The following is a 16,561-nucleotide window of genomic DNA, read 5'->3' as shown; positions in this document are numbered from 1 at the left end:
CCGCGTAGCGGAGGGCGATACCGCCCCTTGGAAGGGAGACGCTTTCTTCGCCGACCGACAGTGAAGGGCCATCGGCCCCCGGCTAGCGCCGGTACTCAAGGGAGGGGTGTGCTCTAGGATTCAAAAATGACAACCTATAGTTTTTTTGGTTTTGTGAACTGTCTTTTTGAATCCGGTATTATTTCTGACTGATTCAACCAGCGCTTATTGAAGCACTTTGTCCCTAGTCGTCTGCCTTGATCGAAGGTAGGAGCCATCGCTCGATGGGACCGGGGGGCGGCCAGTGTTCAATCGGGGCCGGATGACCCATCAGGTATCCCTGCACCAGGTCGCAGTCGTTTTCAAGCAACCACTCTAGCTGCTCAGGGGTTTCGACCCCCTCGGCTACCACCTCGGCCTCGAGGCTATGCGCCAGGTCAATGGCAGCTCGAATCAGTTTCTCATCCCGCACGCTGCTGCCCAGATAGCTGATAAAGCTACGGTCTATCTTGAGGCGATCCAGAGGGAGCTGGCGCAGATAACCCAGCGAAGCATAGCCGCTGCCAAAATCGTCAATCGCCACCCGCACCCCCAGGGCTTTGAATACGCTGAGCACCCTTCGGGCCTGGTTGGGATCGTGCAGTAGGACACTCTCGGTAATTTCCAGGGTGAGCCACTGGGGATCTACCTGGGCATCGGTCAGTGCCCGCAGCAGCTCCCGTACCACCTCAGGCTGCACCAGCGACTGGGTAGAGATGTTGAGTGAAAGGCGATAAGGCAGTTTGAGTTGCTGCCATCGCTTTAACTGCTCCAGGCCTTTTCCCAGAGCCAGGAGGTCCATCTGCTCGATCAGGTGTACCTCTTCGGCCAGGGGCACGAACTCCGAAGCGCTCAAGAGCTTGCCCTGGTAGGGCCAGCACAACAAAGCCTCAGCCCCCTCCAGGCGGCGCTCCTTGAGGTGCCAAATGGGCTGATAAAGCAGCTGGAGTTGTTGCTCCTGGGTAGCCTTGCGCAAATCCGCTTCGAATTGCAGCCGCTCATCGGTGTAGGGGCTTTTGGCCGCATCGTAAATGACCACGCGGCTACCCGAGTCCTTGGCCTGGTACATGGCAATATCGGCCACCTTGAGCAATTCCACAAAGCTACTGCCGTCTTTGGGAAAGCTGGCGATGCCCACACTTACACCCAGACTGGGCAGTTTGAGCGAAAAGTTATCACCGCCCAGGGCTCCCCGAATGGCTCGAGCCATGCGAAAGGCCACTTGCTGGGCCTGCTCTGGCTCGGTGTTGTACAAAATGCAGGCAAACTCGTCGCCGCCCAGGCGGGCCAGCATATCGTCGGTGCGGAGTTGTTTGCTCAAAACCTGCGAAACCTCTACCAGCAGCTCATCGCCCACATCGTGCCCAAGGGTATCGTTCACGGTTTTGAAGTTGTCCAGGTCGAGGTAAAGCAGACTTATCGGTATCTTCTGCACAGCTGCTTTAGACAATAGCTCTTCGGCAGCACGCCGCAAAGCCCGGCGGTTGGGCAACTTGGTGAGTTCGTCGTGGTAAGCCATGTACTCCACATAGGCCTGTTGTTGCTTGCGTTCACTGGTATCCCGCATCCCCACCACAACGCCCTGCAAAACCCCCGATTCGTCCCATACAAAATTAACCAGGCTCTCGATCCAAACCCGGTGCCCATCCTTGTGTCGGCAACTGCACTCAATCTTGCAGGCCCGCCGCTCCTGAATGGCTTGGCGGCCCTGCTGTCGAATGGCCCGCCACTGGGCTGCATCGGCCAACACCGAAACGGGGCGGCCTACCAGCTCCTCTGGCGCAAACCCCAGGACCTGCGTTACAGAAGGGGTCGCATACTGCACCCTGCCATATGGATCGAGCAGCAAGACCACATCCTGAATGGAGTTGGTAATCTGGCTCAGGCGATACTCGCGTTCCCGCAGGGCTTCTTCGGCTTGTCGTCGCTCGGTGACGTCGCGTCCACTCACCACGCTACCAATGGGATTGCCCTTTTCGTCAGTGATGAAGTTGACCAGGGTGTCAATCCAGATGTAGTGGCCCTCGGCGTGCCGGTAGCGGGCCTCGATGTGGTACCCCCCTCCCCCAGCCAGGCACTGCTCGGCCAGCAGCATGGCTTTGGCCCCATCTTCGGGCGCCAGAAAATCGAAAGCCAACTGGCCCAGCATCTGCCCAGGTTTGTACCCCAGCAAACGCTCGACCGAGGGGGTGACGTAGCGTATATAACCCAACGGATCGGTCAGGGCCACCACATCCTGCATAGCATTGGTAATTTGCCGCAGCATTTGCTCGCTTTGACGAAGTTGTTCCTCGGCCTCGCGGCGGTCTTGAATCTGGCGAGCACCCAGTACCATACGCAAAGGCTGGCCCTCCGGGTCGTAGATGTAGTCGAGCTGGGTCTCGAGCCAGATTCTTGAACCGTCTCTGTGGCGGTGCTGGTACTCCAGACGCAAGGGACGCCGCCCTTCGCGGGCCGCCCGCACCGCCTCCAGCACCCACCCATGATCTTCTGGATCGAAAAATTCAAAAGCGCTACGGCCCAGCAGTTCGTCGGGATCGTACCCAAGCGCTGCTTTGACCGATGGCGTGACGTATTCGATGACGCCTTTTACGCTCAGCAGCATGACCACATCGCGCATGGAGTTGGTCAGCTCGCGCAAGCGCTGCTCGCTCTCGCGCACGGCCTGCTCGGCCTGGTAGCGCTGGGTGACGTCTCGAATCCCTACTTCAACCCCCTGGAAGACGCCCTCGGGCGAAAAAAGGAAGTTGATGGAAGCCTCCAAAATCCGCTGCTGGCCATCCGGGTGTTGATAAGAAAAACCCACCTGGGTCACATGCTTTTCGGGTGTGGCCTCACGGGTCATCCGTTCAAAGATGCGCTGTTGTTCTGAATCGAGCTGGCTGTAAACCGACCGACCCACCACCTCCTCTGGCTTCCAACCAGCCACAGGGTGTATCGAGGGCGTTGCATATTGAATATGGGCGTTGGCGTCGGTCAGCAGTACCACGTCCTGCACGGTCTCGGCAATCTGCCAGAGAAGTTTTTCGCTGCGCAAACGCTCTTGCTCGGCCTTCTCGAGATCAGTAACATCTTGCCCTACAGAAAAGGTTCCTATAACCCGTCCGTTTTCATCGCGCAACAAGGAGTTATTCCACAAAACCCGCCTGCGTTCTTTGTTTCGGGTCAGGATGTTGTTCTTGTACTGGGGTACCAGGTCACCATTCTCCATGGCCCGTTCAAAAATTTCCCGGACGCCCTCTTCAGCCGGAATGAACCAATCGAACCAGTTTTGCCCGGCAAGCTGCGGCCACGTCCAGCCGGTAAGCTCGAGCAAATACCGGTTGCAAAAAACAATGCGGCCTTGCCGATCCAGCCTAACCACCAGCAGTTCCATTTCGTCGAACACGCGGTCGGCCTGGTGCTCCTGAAGCGCACGCCGACCCTCGCGCAGCACCAGCCTCCAGTACAGCCAGGCCAAGAGCCCCAGCAGCAATGCGCACACGAGGGCCCAGCCCCACCAGCGGGCAACCACACCCCATACCAGTAAAACCGCGGATAGCAGCACTGCTACCAGCCATACCCCGCCATAGGCCCGACTGCCCATGCTCACCCTGCTTAGTTTAGTGCATTGGACAGGAAAATCCGGCTCATTTGCCCAAAAAAAGCTCAGTTCTCGAGGCGGGGGTCGGGCTTGGCCAGCACCGCCTCGGTCTGGGCCTTGCGGTAGTTTGCCAAAGCAGCTTTGCACTTAGGGTACTTGTTGCCCAGGATGCTCACCGCTAGTAAAGCCGCATTGACAGCCCCCGCCCGGCCAATGGCCAGGGTTCCCACGGGCACGCCAGCCGGCATCTGCACGATGGACAAAAGGGAGTCCAGCCCTTTGAGGGTTTTGGATTCCACCGGAACCCCCAGCACTGGAAGACCGGTTTTAGCAGCAGTCATACCCGGTAAATGCGCGGCCCCACCGGCCCCAGCAATGATGACCTCGAGGCCCCGCGCCTCGGCCTGCTCGGCATATTCAAAAAGCAGGTCGGGGGTGCGGTGCGCCGAAACCACCCGCACCTCGTAGGGAACCTGGAGTTGCTCCAGGGTTTGCGCGGCGTGTTGCATCGTTTCCCAGTCCGACCTGGAGCCCATAATGATCCCAACTAGAGGGTGTGCGGGCAGTTCCATGGCCATTTAGTTTACCGCGGGGGCTGTCCCCAGTTCATCCTGGGCGCATCCTGGGCAGCCGAAAAACCCACACAAGCCTAGCTGGGCTGGCCAGGCAAAGGCGATTCCTATCGCAGGCCGCGGGTTTCAAGGTAGCCATATGCACGGCAAAGAGGCTTCAGTTTTATTCAAGAGCTGTTATTTCCCAGGATAAATGTAAGTTTAGCAAAAACTGACCATAGCACAACCCGATTTTTCTTGAACCCGGTTGACCTAGATTGAATTTCAAGCGCTCATCAGCGCAAGGAGAACAAAAAATGAGCAAAACACCCATCACGGTTGCTTATGGCGATGGCATCGGACCGGAAATTATGCGGGCGGTGCTGCAAATTCTGGAAGCGGGAGGGGCTCAGCTCGAGCCCGAGGTCATCGAGATTGGCGAGAGCGTTTACCGCCGCGGACACACCAGCGGTATCGAGGAGAGCGCCTGGGAAAGCTTGCGGCGCACCAAAGTGTTTCTGAAGGCCCCCATCACCACCCCTCAGGGCGGGGGCTACAAGAGCCTCAACGTGACCGTGCGCAAAACCCTGGGCCTGTATGCCAATGTGCGCCCGGTGCAGAGCTACGAGCCTTTCGTTACCACCAAGCACAAGTCCATTGATCTGGTGATCGTGCGCGAAAACGAAGAAGACCTCTACGCCGGTATTGAGTATCGGCAAACCGAAGAGGTCACCATGGCCCTCAAGCTCATTTCCAAGCCGGGTACCGAGCGCATCGTGCGCTATGCCTACGAGTTCGCCCGGCGCAACGGGCGCAGAAAGGTCACCTGTATATCCAAAGACAACATCATGAAGATTACCGACGGGCTTTTTCACAAAATGTTCGATGAAATTGGGGCCGAATACCCCGAGCTGCACAAGGAACACATGATCGTGGATATCGGCGCCGCCCGCCTGGCCGAGATGCCTGAGCGCTTCGATGTGATTCTGGCACCCAACCTCTATGGCGATATCCTGTCGGACATCGCCGCCGAGGTCGCCGGTTCGGTGGGGCTGGCCGGTTCGGCCAACGTGGGCGACGACTGCGCCATGTTCGAAGCGGTTCATGGCAGCGCACCGGATATTGCCGGCAAGGGCATTGCCAACCCCTCCGGGCTTTTGCAGGGCGCCATCTTGATGCTGGTGCACATTGGGCAGCCCGAGGCCGCTGCCCGCATCAAGAACGCCTGGCTCAAAACCCTGGAAGATGGCATCCACACGGCCGACATCTACGACGAGCGGGTCAGCGAGAAAAAGGTGGGTACCGAGGCCTTTGCCCAGGCGGTGATCGAGCGGTTGGGCCAGCTACCCGAGCGGCTGCGTCCGGCCAAGTTTGGCGAGGCCAACAAGGAACCCATGGTGCCCCTGATGGTTCGCAACCCAAAACCAGCTCAAAAGGAGCTGGTGGGCATTGACGTTTTTTTTAACTGGCGCGGCAGCAAGCCCGAGGAGCTGGCCCAGCTATTGGAGCCGCTTTCCACCGACAAGCTCAGGCTGGCGCTCATCACCAACCGCGGCGTGAAGGTATGGCCGGGGGGCTTCCCCGAAACCTTCCGCACCGACCACTGGCGGGGGCGTTTTATGGCCCAGAACGGAAGCCCCAACCATAACGACATTGTGGAGCTGCTGGGCAAAATTGCCGCCGCCGGGATGGACTTCATCAAGACCGAACACCTCTACAACTTTGACGGCAAGCCAGGCTATTCGCTGGGGCAAGGGCAGTAGACGAAACGCGGTCAGAGGCCGGCAAACAGCACATCTCGCGAGCCTTGGAGCTTATACCAGATTCGGTTAGTTCGTCACCAAAGGGTGACGAACTAACCCGACCGAAGTTATCCGCGTAGCGGAGGGCGATACCGCCCCTTGGAAGTTATCCGCGTAGCGGAGGGCGATACCGCCCCTTGGAAGCAAGACGCTTTCTTCGCCGACCGTTCGGGAGGGGTGTGCTCTAGGATTCAAAAAGACAGCCTCTGGTGTTTTTGGTTTTGTAAACTGTCTTTTTGAATCCGGTATTACCCCATAAGCGAAAAACCCCCTCCCAGGCTGTACAATCCAGAACAGTGGATACGCTAGAACTGCTCCGTATCAACCTTCTCTCCCCTGCCGTGCTGGCCTTTGCCCTGGGCATCACGGCCACCCTGGTCAAGTCCGACCTCAAAATCCCCGATGCGCTTTACACCACCCTCTCGATCTATTTGCTTCTGGCCATCGGGCTTAAGGGCGGAGCTGCACTTTCCACCACACCCTTTACCGAGCTGTGGAAGCCGGCTCTGGCCACATTAATCCTGAGTGTGCTCACGCCCCTGCTTTCCTACACTGCATTACGTCGGCTGGGGCGCTTTGATGTAGTAAACGCCGCCGCTATCGCAGCCCACTACGGCTCGGTCTCGGCCGTAACCTTCGTTGCAGCCACTGCATTCATGCAAGCAGCGCAGCAACCTGTAGAAGGTTTTTTGCCCACCCTGGTGGCCATTCTGGAAGTCCCGGCCATTGTCATTGCGCTGCTAATCGCCCGGCGTAACCTGGGTGAAGGCTCCCTGGGCGAGGCCTTACGCGAGATTTTCGCAGGCAAAAGCATTTTGCTGCTGGTAGGCGGCTCGCTGATGGGCTTTTTGGCTGGGCCAGAGGGCCTCAAGCAGATTGCTCCGGTGTTCGTGGACCCATTCCGGGGGGTGCTGGTGCTGTTTTTGCTCGAGCTCGGTATGGTAGCTGCCAAGCGCTTTCGCGATCTGCGCACGGTAGGGGTTTTCTTGATTGGCTTTGGGATTGTGATGCCACTCATACAAGGGGCCCTGGGCGTGTGGCTGGGCAGCCTGGCCGGCATGTCGGTGGGGGGCGCGATGGTGCTGGGCACCATGGCTGCCAGTGCTTCGTACATTGCCGCTCCAGCCGCCGTGCGCATTGCCCTGCCGCAGGCCAATCCCAGCTACTACCTCACCGCCTCGCTGGGCGTCACCTTCCCCTTCAATCTGACCCTGGGAATCCCCATCTATTTTGCGCTTTCCCGCTGGCTGCACGGAGGTAGCTAATGGCTTTGGTCTCGCTCAAGCTGGTCACCATCATTGCAGAAGGCTTTCTGGAAGAGAAACTCGTTCGGGAGGTCAGGAAGCTCGGGGCCAAGGGCTACACCATCACACCTGCCAGGGGCGAGGGCAGCCGGGGGGTGCGGGCCAGCGAGTGGGAGGGAAATAACATTCGTCTGGAAACAATTGTGAGCCCTTCTGTGGCGGAAAAAATCCTCAACCGGCTGGCGGAGGTCTACTTTGCCAACTACGCGGTAATTGCCTTTGTGGAAAACGTGGAAGTGGTGCGAGGCGAAAAATACACCTAACGCGACCAGCAGCAAGCCATATCGGATTCAAAAGGACAGACAAAAATCCTGGAGCACACCTCTCCCTGTCGATCGGCGAATAAAGCGTCCCCCATTCTAAGGGGTAGCGTCACCCTCCGCTACGCGGATTAGTTCTGTTGGGCTGATTCGTTACCAAAACAGTAAAGAATCAATCGAATCTGGCACAAGGCCGTTTAGAGCACACTAGGTACATCGGCACTGCTGGGGCTGTATTGAGATGATGCGAGATGTAATGCCACGGTGATGATCGTTTACATAGCTTGATGATGAACGGTTCCACCTTTCATAACCAGCTTCAGGTGGCGCTCGGGGTGGGCAAGTACCCGAATGTCCTCGAGCGGGTTTCCCTCCACTGCAATTAGGTCGGCATGGGCGCCGGGGGCTACTACCCCTAGCTGGCCCTCGGCCCGCAACAGCCGGGCTGCATACAGGGTGGCGGCCCGGATGACCTCGAGGTTCGGCTGTACCTGTGCACGAATGACGAACTCCTCGAGCTGCCGTCGGTGCATGGCTCCCAGCAAATCGGTGCCGTAGGCCAGGTTCACCCCAGCCCTGGAGGCCATCTCCAGTGCGGCCAGACCCTTGTCCAGCACCAGGTAAATTTTGTGCTCCACCTCCCTGGGCAGGCCCGCCGAAACCCCTTCCTGGGCCAGGGCCTGGTAGGTCACCAGGGTGGGCACCATCCAGGCCTTGTGCTTCAAGAACAGCTGCAAACTGCTTTCGTCAATCAGGTTGCAGTGCTCGAGGCTGCGCACGCCGCACTCCAGGGCCCGATTGACGGCTCGAGCAGTGTAGGTGTGGGCCATCACGTAAAGGTCGGCCATCTCAGCTTCCTCCACGGCGGCCCGGATTTCTTCTCGAGAAAACTGGTCGTTGGTCAGGCGGTCGGTCGGCGAGGCAATGCCGCCCCCCAGCATGAGTTTGATATGGTCAGCGCCCCGGCGAATCTCCTCGCGGGCCGCTCGCCGAACCTCGGGTACTCCATCCACCACCGTGCCAAAGGCCACCGGGGTGCTGACGGTCTCCAGCGCTTGTTCACCCGCCGCCCGGCTATCGGCATGGCCCCCGGTTGGGCTCAGGGCCCGTCCGCAGATGAACAGACGGGGCCCAACCAAAAGCCCTTCTTCCACTGCCCGCTTGAGGCCAAAGTCGGCCCCGGCAGCGTCGCGCACCGTGGTAAAGCCGCGCATCAGCATCTCGTGCATGATCTCGGCGGCCCGCAGAGCGTTGTAGTGTGGCGAAGCGTTGTAAAGCTCGCGCAGATTGGCCGTCCAGGCCAGCACGTGCACGTGGGCGTCAATGAGGCCCGGCAGCAGGGTCTGGCCCCTCAGGTCGAGCACCCTCACCCCGGCTGCCCTGGCCTCGGGCGCGTCTGCCTGCATGGGCTCGAGGCGCTCAATCCGGCCATTTTGAATCACCACCCGCCGGTGGGGTAAAAGTGAACCGCTTTGGACATCCAGCACGGTGGCATTTTGCAGAAGGGTTATCGAAGACACAGGAAAGTCTATCATCCTTCCCTGCAACCAGTTTTTGTGCAAAATTTCCCATGAAATAGGGCTTAAAGTCACTCAAATACCTCAGCAAAATCCGATAGGATAGTGGCGCAGACCCAGTGCTGGCCTGATGGAGTTTAAAAGCACTAGGAGGTTTCATGAACGTTCTGGAACGACAGCAAGAGGCAGGCTACGCTACAAGCTCCCCGGTTATAAACAACTTCTCCCTGGTCGTAGCCACTGCCAACGGCACCGGAAGCCAGACCGCTAACCTCACGCTGTTGCGGTCTTTTTTTAAGATGGGCATACCCGTACACGGCAAGAACATATTTCCCTCGAACATTCAGGGGCTTCCTACCTGGTACCACATCCGGGTGAGCCACGAAGGCTACATTGCGCGCAAGCCCTCCGAAATTCTGGTGGCCTTCAACCCGGCCACTGTCGCCGAAGACGTACAGGAGCTTCCTGCGGGCGGAGTCTGCATCTACAATGCCGATCTTAAGAACCTGCCCAGGCGAGAGGATCTGATCTACTACCCCGTTCCGGTGAGCGAGCTCATCGCCGGAATTGAAGTTCCGGTTAAGCGGAAACCTTACATCGCCAACATGGCCTACGTGGGGGTGGTGGCCTGGATGCTGGGGGTGCCGCTTCAGGTTGTAGAAGAGGCCCTGGGCGCCCAGTTTGATTATCGCCAGAAGCTCATTGAAAGCAACATGGAGGTGGTGCGGCGGGCCCACGCCTGGGCCACCGAGCACCTGCGCAAACAAGACCCCTACCGCCTCGAGCCCATGAACAAAACCGAAGGGCTCATCATCATGACCGGCAACGAGGCCGGCGCGCTGGGGGCGGTGTTTGGCGGGGTGAGCGTGGCGGCCTGGTATCCCATTACGCCCTCCACCAGCTTTATGGACGCCCTGCGCGAGTTTCTGCCCAAGCTCCGCAAGGACGAGGCGGGTAAGCCCACCTATACCGTAATTCAAGCCGAGGATGAGCTGGCCGCCGCCGGCATCGTCATGGGCGCAGGCTGGGCCGGTGCCCGGGCCCTCACCTCCACCAGCGGCCCCGGCATCAGCTTAATGGCCGAGTTCGTCAGCTATGGCTACTTCACCGAAATTCCTGCGGTCATCTGGGATATCCAGCGGGTTGGCCCCAGTACCGGCCTGCCTACCCGCACCAGCCAGGGCGATGTTTCTTTTGCCTACACCCTGGGCCATGGCGACACCAAGCACCCGGTTCTGCTGCCCTCCTCGATAGAGGAGTGCTTCGAGTTTGGCTGGAAGTCGCTGGATCTGGCCGAACAACTGCAAACGCTGGTGTTTGTGCTCTCGGACCTCGATCTGGGCATGAACAACTGGATGGGCCAGCCTTTCGACTACCCCGACCGGCCTCTGCAACGTGGCAAGGTCTTGAGCGCGGAGCAGCTCGAGGCCCTGGGGGGCTTTGCCCGCTACAAGGACGTCGACGGCGACGGCATCCCCTACCGTACCCTGCCGGGGACACCCCATCCCCTGGCTGCCTACTTTACCCGCGGCAGCGGTCACAACGAACAGGCCCAGTACAGCGAACGTGCGAACGACTGGGAGGGCAACATGGCCCGCCTGGCCCGCAAGTTCGAGACAGCCCGCAGCCTGGTACCCGCTCCGGTCACTCTACACAACTCCTCCGCCAGGGTAGGTATCATCGCCTACGGCACCACCCGCTACGCCATCGAGGAGGCCCGCGACCGCCTGGCCCCGCAGCTTCCTACCAGCTTTTTGCGCCTGCGCGCCCTGCCCATCAACCAGGAGGTGCGCGATTTCGTGGCCGCGCATGAGCGGGTGTACGTCATCGAACTGAACCGCGACGGACAGATGCATGGCATTTTGCAAACCGAGATGCCCGAATACGCCGCCCGGCTTCGCTCCATCGCACACCTCGACGGCCTGCCCCTGACGGCACAGTGGGTGCAGGAGCGCTTGCTCAAAGAAGAAGCCACCCTATAAGCAGCTACCCTGGCCTTGCAAAGGATGCTCACATGGAAAACCCCAATCCTGCCCCTTCCGATCGAGCCCCCATCAAGCTCAATATGGTGGGCCTGAGTAAAAAAGACTACGATGGTGCGCCCAGCACCCTGTGCAAGGGCTGCGGGCACAACAGCATTGCCAGCCAGATTGTGCAGGTAGGCTTCGAGCTCAACCTGCGGCCTCACGAGATTATCAAGCTTTCGGGCATTGGCTGCTCGTCCAAATCGCCGGCTTACTTTTTGGGTATGTCCCACGGCTTTAATGCCCTGCACGGGCGCATGCCCAGTGTGGCCACCGGGGCCCTGCTGGCCAACCACACCCTGAAGGCCATTGGGGTCTCGGGTGATGGCGACACCGGTAGCATTGGGATGGGCCAGTTTAAGCACCTGATGCGCCGCAATGTGCGGATGGTTTATATCGTGGAGAACAACGGCGTGTATGGCCTGACCAAGGGCCAGTTTTCGGCCACGGCCGAGGAGGGTCTACAACTCAAATACGCCGGTCAAAACGAGTTTCCCCCTATAGACCTCTGTATGGAGGCCATTATCGCCGGGTGTGGCTTTGTGGCCCGCAGCTTTGCCGGCGACGCCAAACAGGTACGCGAGCTGCTCAAGGCTGCCCTCTCCCACCGGGGTACGGCCCTGCTCGACATCATCAGCCCATGCGTGGCCTTCAACAACGAGGACGATAGCCCCAAGAGCTACGGCTATGGCACCAAGCACGAACAGCCCCTGCACGAGCTGGGCTTCATCCCCTACGCCGAGGAAATTAGCATCGAGCCCATGCAGCCCGGTGAGTTCCGCACCGTGCGCTTGCACGACGGCTCCCTGATCAGCCTGCGGAACCTGGACAAAGACCATGACCCCACCGACAAGATGGCAGCCCTGCAGCGTCTGCATCGGGCCCAGGAAACCGGCGAGTTCATTACCGGCCTGATTTACTACAACCCCGACCGGCCCAGCCTGGCCGAGGTAGAAGAACTGGACACCCCGTTGGCCCAGCTATCCCCGGAACGGCTCCGGCCCGGCAGGGAGAAACTCGAGCAGTTCCTGCAAGCCTACCGCTGATTCCGGGCGTGTTGGGCGGTTCCGGTCGCCTCACACCCCTAGCGAAAGCCGCCTTTCTTCAGACCGGGCAGAAGGCTGGGTTCATCTGATCCATCACACAAACCTTCTGGAAACCCTACAGCCAACCCTGTAAGCGGTATTTCAACAGGCCCAGATACTCCCGTGTGAGGGGGGTGAGCGATTGCAGTCGGTCTGCCGGAGCCGAGAGGGCCAGGTCGAAGCGGGGCTCGCTCGAGGTCACGCTCACTACATCCAAGCCCAGCTTGCGAAAGGCCCCGGCGGCCCGGCGACTGTGTGCTGGGGTGGTCACCAGCAAGACCCGTTCCCAGCCCCGTTCCCTAACCACCTCGGCTACCGCCAGGGCCTCGGTACGGGTGGTTCGCATCTGCGGCAGGAGGACAATTTCCGGGCCTTCTGCACCATAAAGTGCCTGTACTCGCGCCCGGGCCTCGAGGCCCAGCGAAGGGCAGCGGGCATCGCCAAAAATCTCGCCCACGGTGTCGGAGAGGGAAATGCGCGGGGCAAAGCCGGCCCGCCACAGCTCCAGGCCCTTCTCCAGGCGGGCCAGTGAGGAGGCCTCGAGCTCACCCGCCCCACAGTGCATCCCGCCCCCCAACACCACAATCAGGTCGGCTTTTTGCGGCGCTTCGTCAACAACCAGCCCGCTCATCAGGACCCGGGTGAGCGGGGTAAAGACCACGGCAGCAATGAGCAAGGCACAAAACCCGCTTCCCAGCAGCAAAACCCGAAAGGTAAAGCCGAATAAGCCCATAAGTGTGCCCCCCAGCCAGACGCCCAGCAGCGCCCCCACCCCGAGCTCCGGGTTGACGACGAGCCCCAGGGGCAACAACAGCAGGCTCAAGCCCGCCGCCATGAGCAGTTGTACGCGTTGCTTCAGCATCCCCCCAATCTTACGAAACGCCTTTGGCGCTCAGCCTGCTATTTCATAACGCTTTTTCAACACAAGCTGCGTGATACGATATATTTATGGCCGTTCTGACCACCGATCAAAAAATGGTACTGGACATGGTGCGGGCCGTTTCCCGCGAGGTGTTGTGGGAGATGGCCCCCGAATACGATCGCTCGGGGCAGTACCCCTGGCCCCAGCTGCAAAAGCTGGGCGAGCTGGGCTTGCTGGGCATGACCACCCCCGAAGCCTGGGGCGGGGCCGGGCTCGACTCGGTCACCTGGGCCCTGGCCATGGAAGAAATCGCTGCTGCCGACCCCAGCGTGGCGGTCATTCTTTCCGTAACTTCGGGCTTGCCGCAGTATATGCTGAACAAGTTTGGCACCGAGGCCCAGAAGAAGAAGTACCTGGTGCCGCTGGCCAAAGGCGAATGGATTGGGGGCTTCTCGCTGACCGAGCCCCACGCCGGTTCCGACCCGGCCTCTCTGAAGGCTTCGGCCCGCAAGGTGCCGGGTGGCTGGCAACTGGACGGCCTGAAAAGCTGGGTCACCTCGGGGGGCCAGGCCCAGGTCTATGTGGTGATGGCGCGGGGCGAGGCCGGGATTAGCTGCTTTATTGTGGAAAAGGATACCCCCGGCCTTAGCTTTGGCAGCCCCGAGGACAAGATGGGCCTGCATGCCGCGCATACCTGCGAGTTACGCCTCGAGGAGGTCTTTGTACCGGATGAAAACCTGTTGGGACAGGAAGGCCGGGGGCTGGCCCAGGCCCTGGCCGGGCTGGATGCCGGGCGCATTGGAATTGCCGCCCAGGCGGTGGGGATGGCCCGCGCAGCCTTCGAGATCGCCAGGCAGTACGCCGACGAGCGCACCCAGTTCGGCCAGAGAATCCGGGAGTTTCAGGGGGTTGGCTTCAAGCTGGCCGAGATGCACACCCGCATTGCCGCTGCCCGGGCGCTGGTGCTGGAAGCCGCCGCCAGGAAAGACCGGGGTGAAAAGTTTACCCTCGAGGCCTCCACGGCCAAGCTTTTTGCCTCGGACATAGCGGTTAGCGTGACCCGCGACGCCGTGCAGGTTCTGGGCGGCTATGGCTACCACCGCGAATACCGGGTTGAACGCTATTACCGCGACGCCAAAATCACAGAAATTTACGAGGGCACCAGCGAGATTCAAAAGCTGGTTATTGCACGCGAGCTGTACCGATAAACCCATCCCGTTGCAGCCCTGGGAACTTTAGCCGTAGGCTTTGAGCCGATGAACGTCCTGATTATCTATGCCCACCCCAACCCAAACTCCTTCAACGCCGCCCTGCGCGACCTGGCGGTGCGGGCCTTGAGCCAGGCTGGACACAGCATTCTTCTCTCCGACCTGTACACCATGCGCTTTAACCCGGTGCTCAGCGCGCAGGAGTTACAGGGTGACCTGCGCGATATTCAGCCCGAAATCGAGAAGGTGCGGCGGGCCGACCTGCTGCTCTTTCAGTTTCCCGACTGGTGGTACGGAATGCCCGCCATCATGAAGGGCTGGATAGACCGGGTGTTTGCCTATGGCTTTGCCTACGACGACGAGCACTCCTTCGACAGCGGACTGCTGCAGGGCAAAAAAGCCATGCTGAGCCTTACTGTGGGGGCCCGCGAGGATTATTTCCACTCTGCGCCCCAGCGCGACCTGCTGCGGGTGCTCGAGCCCATCCACTACGGTATTTTTGCCTACTGTGGCCTGGAGGTGCTGCCCCCATTTATTGCCTACGGGCCGGGCGAAATGAACGAGGCCGAGCGCAAAGCCACCCTCGAGGCCTTTCGGGAACACCTGCAAAAACTACCCGAACTCAAACCCCTGCGCTTCAGCTAAGCTTAAGCCTGGGAGACTAGGCTCTGGTCATGCATCGCCGCACCGTTCTTAAGGGCCTAGCCACCTTGCTAATCAGTACCCGTGGCTCTGCACAGACCGCGCCCAATCCATCCAACCCCGCCTACCACAAGCTAGCCGCTAGCTACTCGGCCCAAAACCGGGGCATTGCCCTCCTGGTGATGGTTGATGGCCAGATCGTGTTCGAGGACTATCCGAACCGAGGCAGCCCCACCCGCGCCCATGAGCTGGCCAGCGGCACCAAGAGCTTTTGCGGGGTGATGGCCGTGGCAGCCGCACAGGACGGGTTGCTCTCGCTGGACGAGCCCCTGGCCCGAACCCTGACCGAGTGGCAGGGCGACCCGCTGCGTTCGCAGATCACCCTGAGCCAGCTCTTGCACCTGACCAGTGGCATCCCCGGCGGCACCCTGGCCCGCCCCCCCACCTACCAGGCCGCCATCCAGACGCCTGCCGAGGCTCCGCCGGACACCCGCTTTTCCTATGGCCCCATTCCCTTTCAGATTTTTGGTGAGGTGATGCGGCGCAAACTGCGGGGCGACCCCTTGCTGTACCTGGAGCGCCGCATCTTCGGGCCGATTGGTCTGGAGTACGCCTTCTGGCGCCGGGGGCCCGATGGCCACCCCCACCTGCCTTCGGGGGCCTTCCTGACCGCCCGCAACTGGGCGCGGTTTGGGGAGCTGGTGCGGAATGAAGGATTCTGGCAGGGGCAGCGCATTGTGGACGCCGCGCTACTGGAAAAGTGCTTTGAGCCCTCGAGGGTTAACCCCATCTACGGCCTGACCTGGTGGCTGGGCCGCCCCATTAGCCCGGCACAGCGGGCCGCCATTGGGCGGGTGGGGCAGGAGATAGACACACTGGCGGGTTCCCCCGGTCTGCCCGACGACCTGGCGGTTGCGGCAGGGGCCGGCGACCAACGGCTATACATCAGCCGCAAACTGGGGCTGGTGGTGGTACGCCAGGCCGAGGGCATCGTAGAAAGCCTGGCGGGGCGCAGAACGGGCTTTTCCGATGCTGCTTTCCTGCGCTTGTTGCTCACCGGGCAGCCATGAATCGCCATGCGATACACTGCCAGTGTGACGCAAGGCGAAGTACGGGAAATGGTCTGGAGCGCCCTGGCACAGCACCGGGCCGCCACCTACCCCACCCCGCCCCACGGACACCACCCCAATTTTGTGGGGGCCAGCCGGGCCGCCGAGCGGCTGATGAGCCTGAAGCTCTGGCAACTGGCTACGGTGGTGCTGGCCGGCCCCGACCAGGTGCTCAAACCCTTACGTGAGGCCGCCCTGAAGTCTGGAAAAATCGTTCTGATGCCGCACCCAGACAAAGCCGGGAAGTACCTGAGCCTCGAGGGCCTCCAGCCCCACCAGCTCAAGCGGGTGCGGGAAATCGCCCAACTGGGCAAACCCATAGAGCTCAGTCAGACCGCGATTGACCTGGTGCTGATAGGAAGCGTAGCGGTGGACGAGCAACACAACTGGATCGGCAAGGGCTATGGCTTTCCCTACAAAGACCTGCAAGTGGCCGCCCCCTGGGCCACCCTGGCCCATACCCTGATGGTGTTTGAGCACCTCCCCTGCCCACCTGAGCGCACCGTAGACCTGATTGCCACCCCCCATCAGGTGATGGGCGTTTGATAGCAAAGCCCCCTTCCTTCTCCCCAAACGGTAGAAGGCGGTGACACTCC

The 16,561-nt window shown here is 60.4% G+C and carries 13 protein-coding genes; 9 read left to right on the top strand and 4 right to left on the bottom strand.

Annotation, left to right across the window (positions count from 1 at the left end; all coding sequences use genetic code 11):
- Positions 1-223 precede the first annotated feature (223 nt).
- Entirely contained in the window at positions 224-3,604 is a 3,381-nt protein-coding gene (locus Mhypo_RS09000) for a sensor domain-containing protein (protein WP_119340960.1), read from the bottom strand.
- Positions 3,605-3,666: 62 nt separating this feature from the next.
- Positions 3,667-4,173 (bottom strand): 5-(carboxyamino)imidazole ribonucleotide mutase, encoded by a 507-nt coding sequence (purE, locus tag Mhypo_RS08995; protein ID WP_119340966.1) that lies wholly within the window; start codon positions 4,171-4,173, stop codon positions 3,667-3,669.
- Positions 4,174-4,469: 296 nt separating this feature from the next.
- Here purE and Mhypo_RS08990 point away from each other — a divergent pair, with 296 nt between their 5' ends.
- The 3 genes from Mhypo_RS08990 to Mhypo_RS08980 all read left to right on the top strand — a co-directional run bounded on the left by Mhypo_RS08990 (position 4,470) and on the right by Mhypo_RS08980 (position 7,521).
- Positions 4,470-5,915 carry an NADP-dependent isocitrate dehydrogenase gene (locus Mhypo_RS08990; protein ID WP_119340959.1) on the top strand — a complete coding sequence of 482 codons (1,446 nt, stop codon included), beginning with the start codon at positions 4,470-4,472 and terminating at the stop codon, positions 5,913-5,915.
- A 335-nt stretch (positions 5,916-6,250) separates the two neighbouring features.
- Complete coding sequence (locus tag Mhypo_RS08985; RefSeq protein ID WP_119340958.1) at positions 6,251-7,219, top strand: sodium-dependent bicarbonate transport family permease; 969 nt, start codon at positions 6,251-6,253, stop codon at positions 7,217-7,219.
- The gene (locus Mhypo_RS08980; RefSeq protein ID WP_119340957.1) at positions 7,219-7,521 is read left to right on the top strand and encodes a P-II family nitrogen regulator; all 303 of its coding nucleotides are present in this window, start codon (positions 7,219-7,221) and stop codon (positions 7,519-7,521) included. The genes Mhypo_RS08985 and Mhypo_RS08980 overlap by 1 nt, the downstream gene beginning before the upstream one ends.
- A gap of 272 nt (positions 7,522-7,793) precedes the next feature.
- Here the strand turns inward: Mhypo_RS08980 and Mhypo_RS08975 are convergent, their stop codons facing one another.
- Positions 7,794-9,038 (bottom strand): metal-dependent hydrolase family protein, encoded by a 1,245-nt coding sequence (locus Mhypo_RS08975; protein WP_206074906.1) that lies wholly within the window; start codon positions 9,036-9,038, stop codon positions 7,794-7,796.
- Between the two features lie 155 nt (positions 9,039-9,193).
- On the opposite strand from Mhypo_RS08975, the gene Mhypo_RS08970 reads away from it, so the two are divergent.
- Positions 9,194-11,017 (top strand): 2-oxoacid:acceptor oxidoreductase subunit alpha, encoded by a 1,824-nt coding sequence (locus tag Mhypo_RS08970; RefSeq protein ID WP_119340955.1) that lies wholly within the window; start codon positions 9,194-9,196, stop codon positions 11,015-11,017.
- A gap of 32 nt (positions 11,018-11,049) precedes the next feature.
- On the top strand, positions 11,050-12,105 hold the full coding sequence (locus Mhypo_RS08965) for a 2-oxoacid:ferredoxin oxidoreductase subunit beta (protein ID WP_119340954.1): 1,056 nt from the start codon (positions 11,050-11,052) through the stop codon (positions 12,103-12,105).
- A 115-nt stretch (positions 12,106-12,220) separates the two neighbouring features.
- On the opposite strand, the gene Mhypo_RS08960 is transcribed toward Mhypo_RS08965, so the two are convergent.
- The gene (locus tag Mhypo_RS08960; protein ID WP_240637172.1) at positions 12,221-13,006 is read right to left on the bottom strand and encodes a YdcF family protein; all 786 of its coding nucleotides are present in this window, start codon (positions 13,004-13,006) and stop codon (positions 12,221-12,223) included.
- Positions 13,007-13,092: 86 nt separating this feature from the next.
- Here Mhypo_RS08960 and Mhypo_RS08955 point away from each other — a divergent pair, with 86 nt between their 5' ends.
- Genes Mhypo_RS08955 through Mhypo_RS08940 form a run of 4 tightly spaced genes read left to right on the top strand, consistent with a single transcriptional unit; the run spans position 13,093 to position 16,511 of the window.
- On the top strand, positions 13,093-14,214 hold the full coding sequence (locus Mhypo_RS08955) for an acyl-CoA dehydrogenase family protein (RefSeq protein ID WP_119340953.1): 1,122 nt from the start codon (positions 13,093-13,095) through the stop codon (positions 14,212-14,214).
- Positions 14,215-14,262: 48 nt separating this feature from the next.
- Positions 14,263-14,859 carry an NAD(P)H-dependent oxidoreductase gene (locus tag Mhypo_RS08950; protein WP_119340952.1) on the top strand — a complete coding sequence of 199 codons (597 nt, stop codon included), beginning with the start codon at positions 14,263-14,265 and terminating at the stop codon, positions 14,857-14,859.
- A gap of 29 nt (positions 14,860-14,888) precedes the next feature.
- Positions 14,889-15,926, top strand: coding sequence for a serine hydrolase domain-containing protein (locus Mhypo_RS08945; RefSeq protein WP_119340951.1), 1,038 nt, complete (start codon positions 14,889-14,891; stop codon positions 15,924-15,926).
- A gap of 24 nt (positions 15,927-15,950) precedes the next feature.
- Positions 15,951-16,511: a 5-formyltetrahydrofolate cyclo-ligase gene (locus tag Mhypo_RS08940; protein WP_119340964.1), complete on the top strand. Its 561-nt coding sequence runs from the start codon at positions 15,951-15,953 to the stop codon at positions 16,509-16,511.
- Positions 16,512-16,561: the final 50 nt, after the last annotated feature.

Source organism: Meiothermus hypogaeus, assembly GCF_003574035.1.
Lineage (GTDB): Bacteria > Deinococcota > Deinococci > Deinococcales > Thermaceae > Meiothermus > Meiothermus hypogaeus.
The sequence above is the reverse complement of the archived record's forward strand: the minus strand, read 5'-3'. Positions and strand labels throughout refer to the sequence as shown.

Coding starts and splice junctions, on each gene's coding strand:
- Mhypo_RS08990 (WP_119340959.1), top strand. CDS start 4,470: ATGAGCAAAACACCCATCACGGTTGCTTATGGCGATGGCATCGGACCG.
- Mhypo_RS08965 (WP_119340954.1), top strand. CDS start 11,050: ATGGAAAACCCCAATCCTGCCCCTTCCGATCGAGCCCCCATCAAGCTC.
- Mhypo_RS08980 (WP_119340957.1), top strand. CDS start 7,219: ATGGCTTTGGTCTCGCTCAAGCTGGTCACCATCATTGCAGAAGGCTTT.
- Mhypo_RS08970 (WP_119340955.1), top strand. CDS start 9,194: ATGAACGTTCTGGAACGACAGCAAGAGGCAGGCTACGCTACAAGCTCC.
- purE (WP_119340966.1), bottom strand. CDS start 4,173: ATGGAACTGCCCGCACACCCTCTAGTTGGGATCATTATGGGCTCCAGG.
- Mhypo_RS08955 (WP_119340953.1), top strand. CDS start 13,093: ATGGCCGTTCTGACCACCGATCAAAAAATGGTACTGGACATGGTGCGG.
- Mhypo_RS08950 (WP_119340952.1), top strand. CDS start 14,263: ATGAACGTCCTGATTATCTATGCCCACCCCAACCCAAACTCCTTCAAC.
- Mhypo_RS08945 (WP_119340951.1), top strand. CDS start 14,889: ATGCATCGCCGCACCGTTCTTAAGGGCCTAGCCACCTTGCTAATCAGT.
- Mhypo_RS08960 (WP_240637172.1), bottom strand. CDS start 13,006: ATGCTGAAGCAACGCGTACAACTGCTCATGGCGGCGGGCTTGAGCCTG.
- Mhypo_RS09000 (WP_119340960.1), bottom strand. CDS start 3,604: ATGGGCAGTCGGGCCTATGGCGGGGTATGGCTGGTAGCAGTGCTGCTA.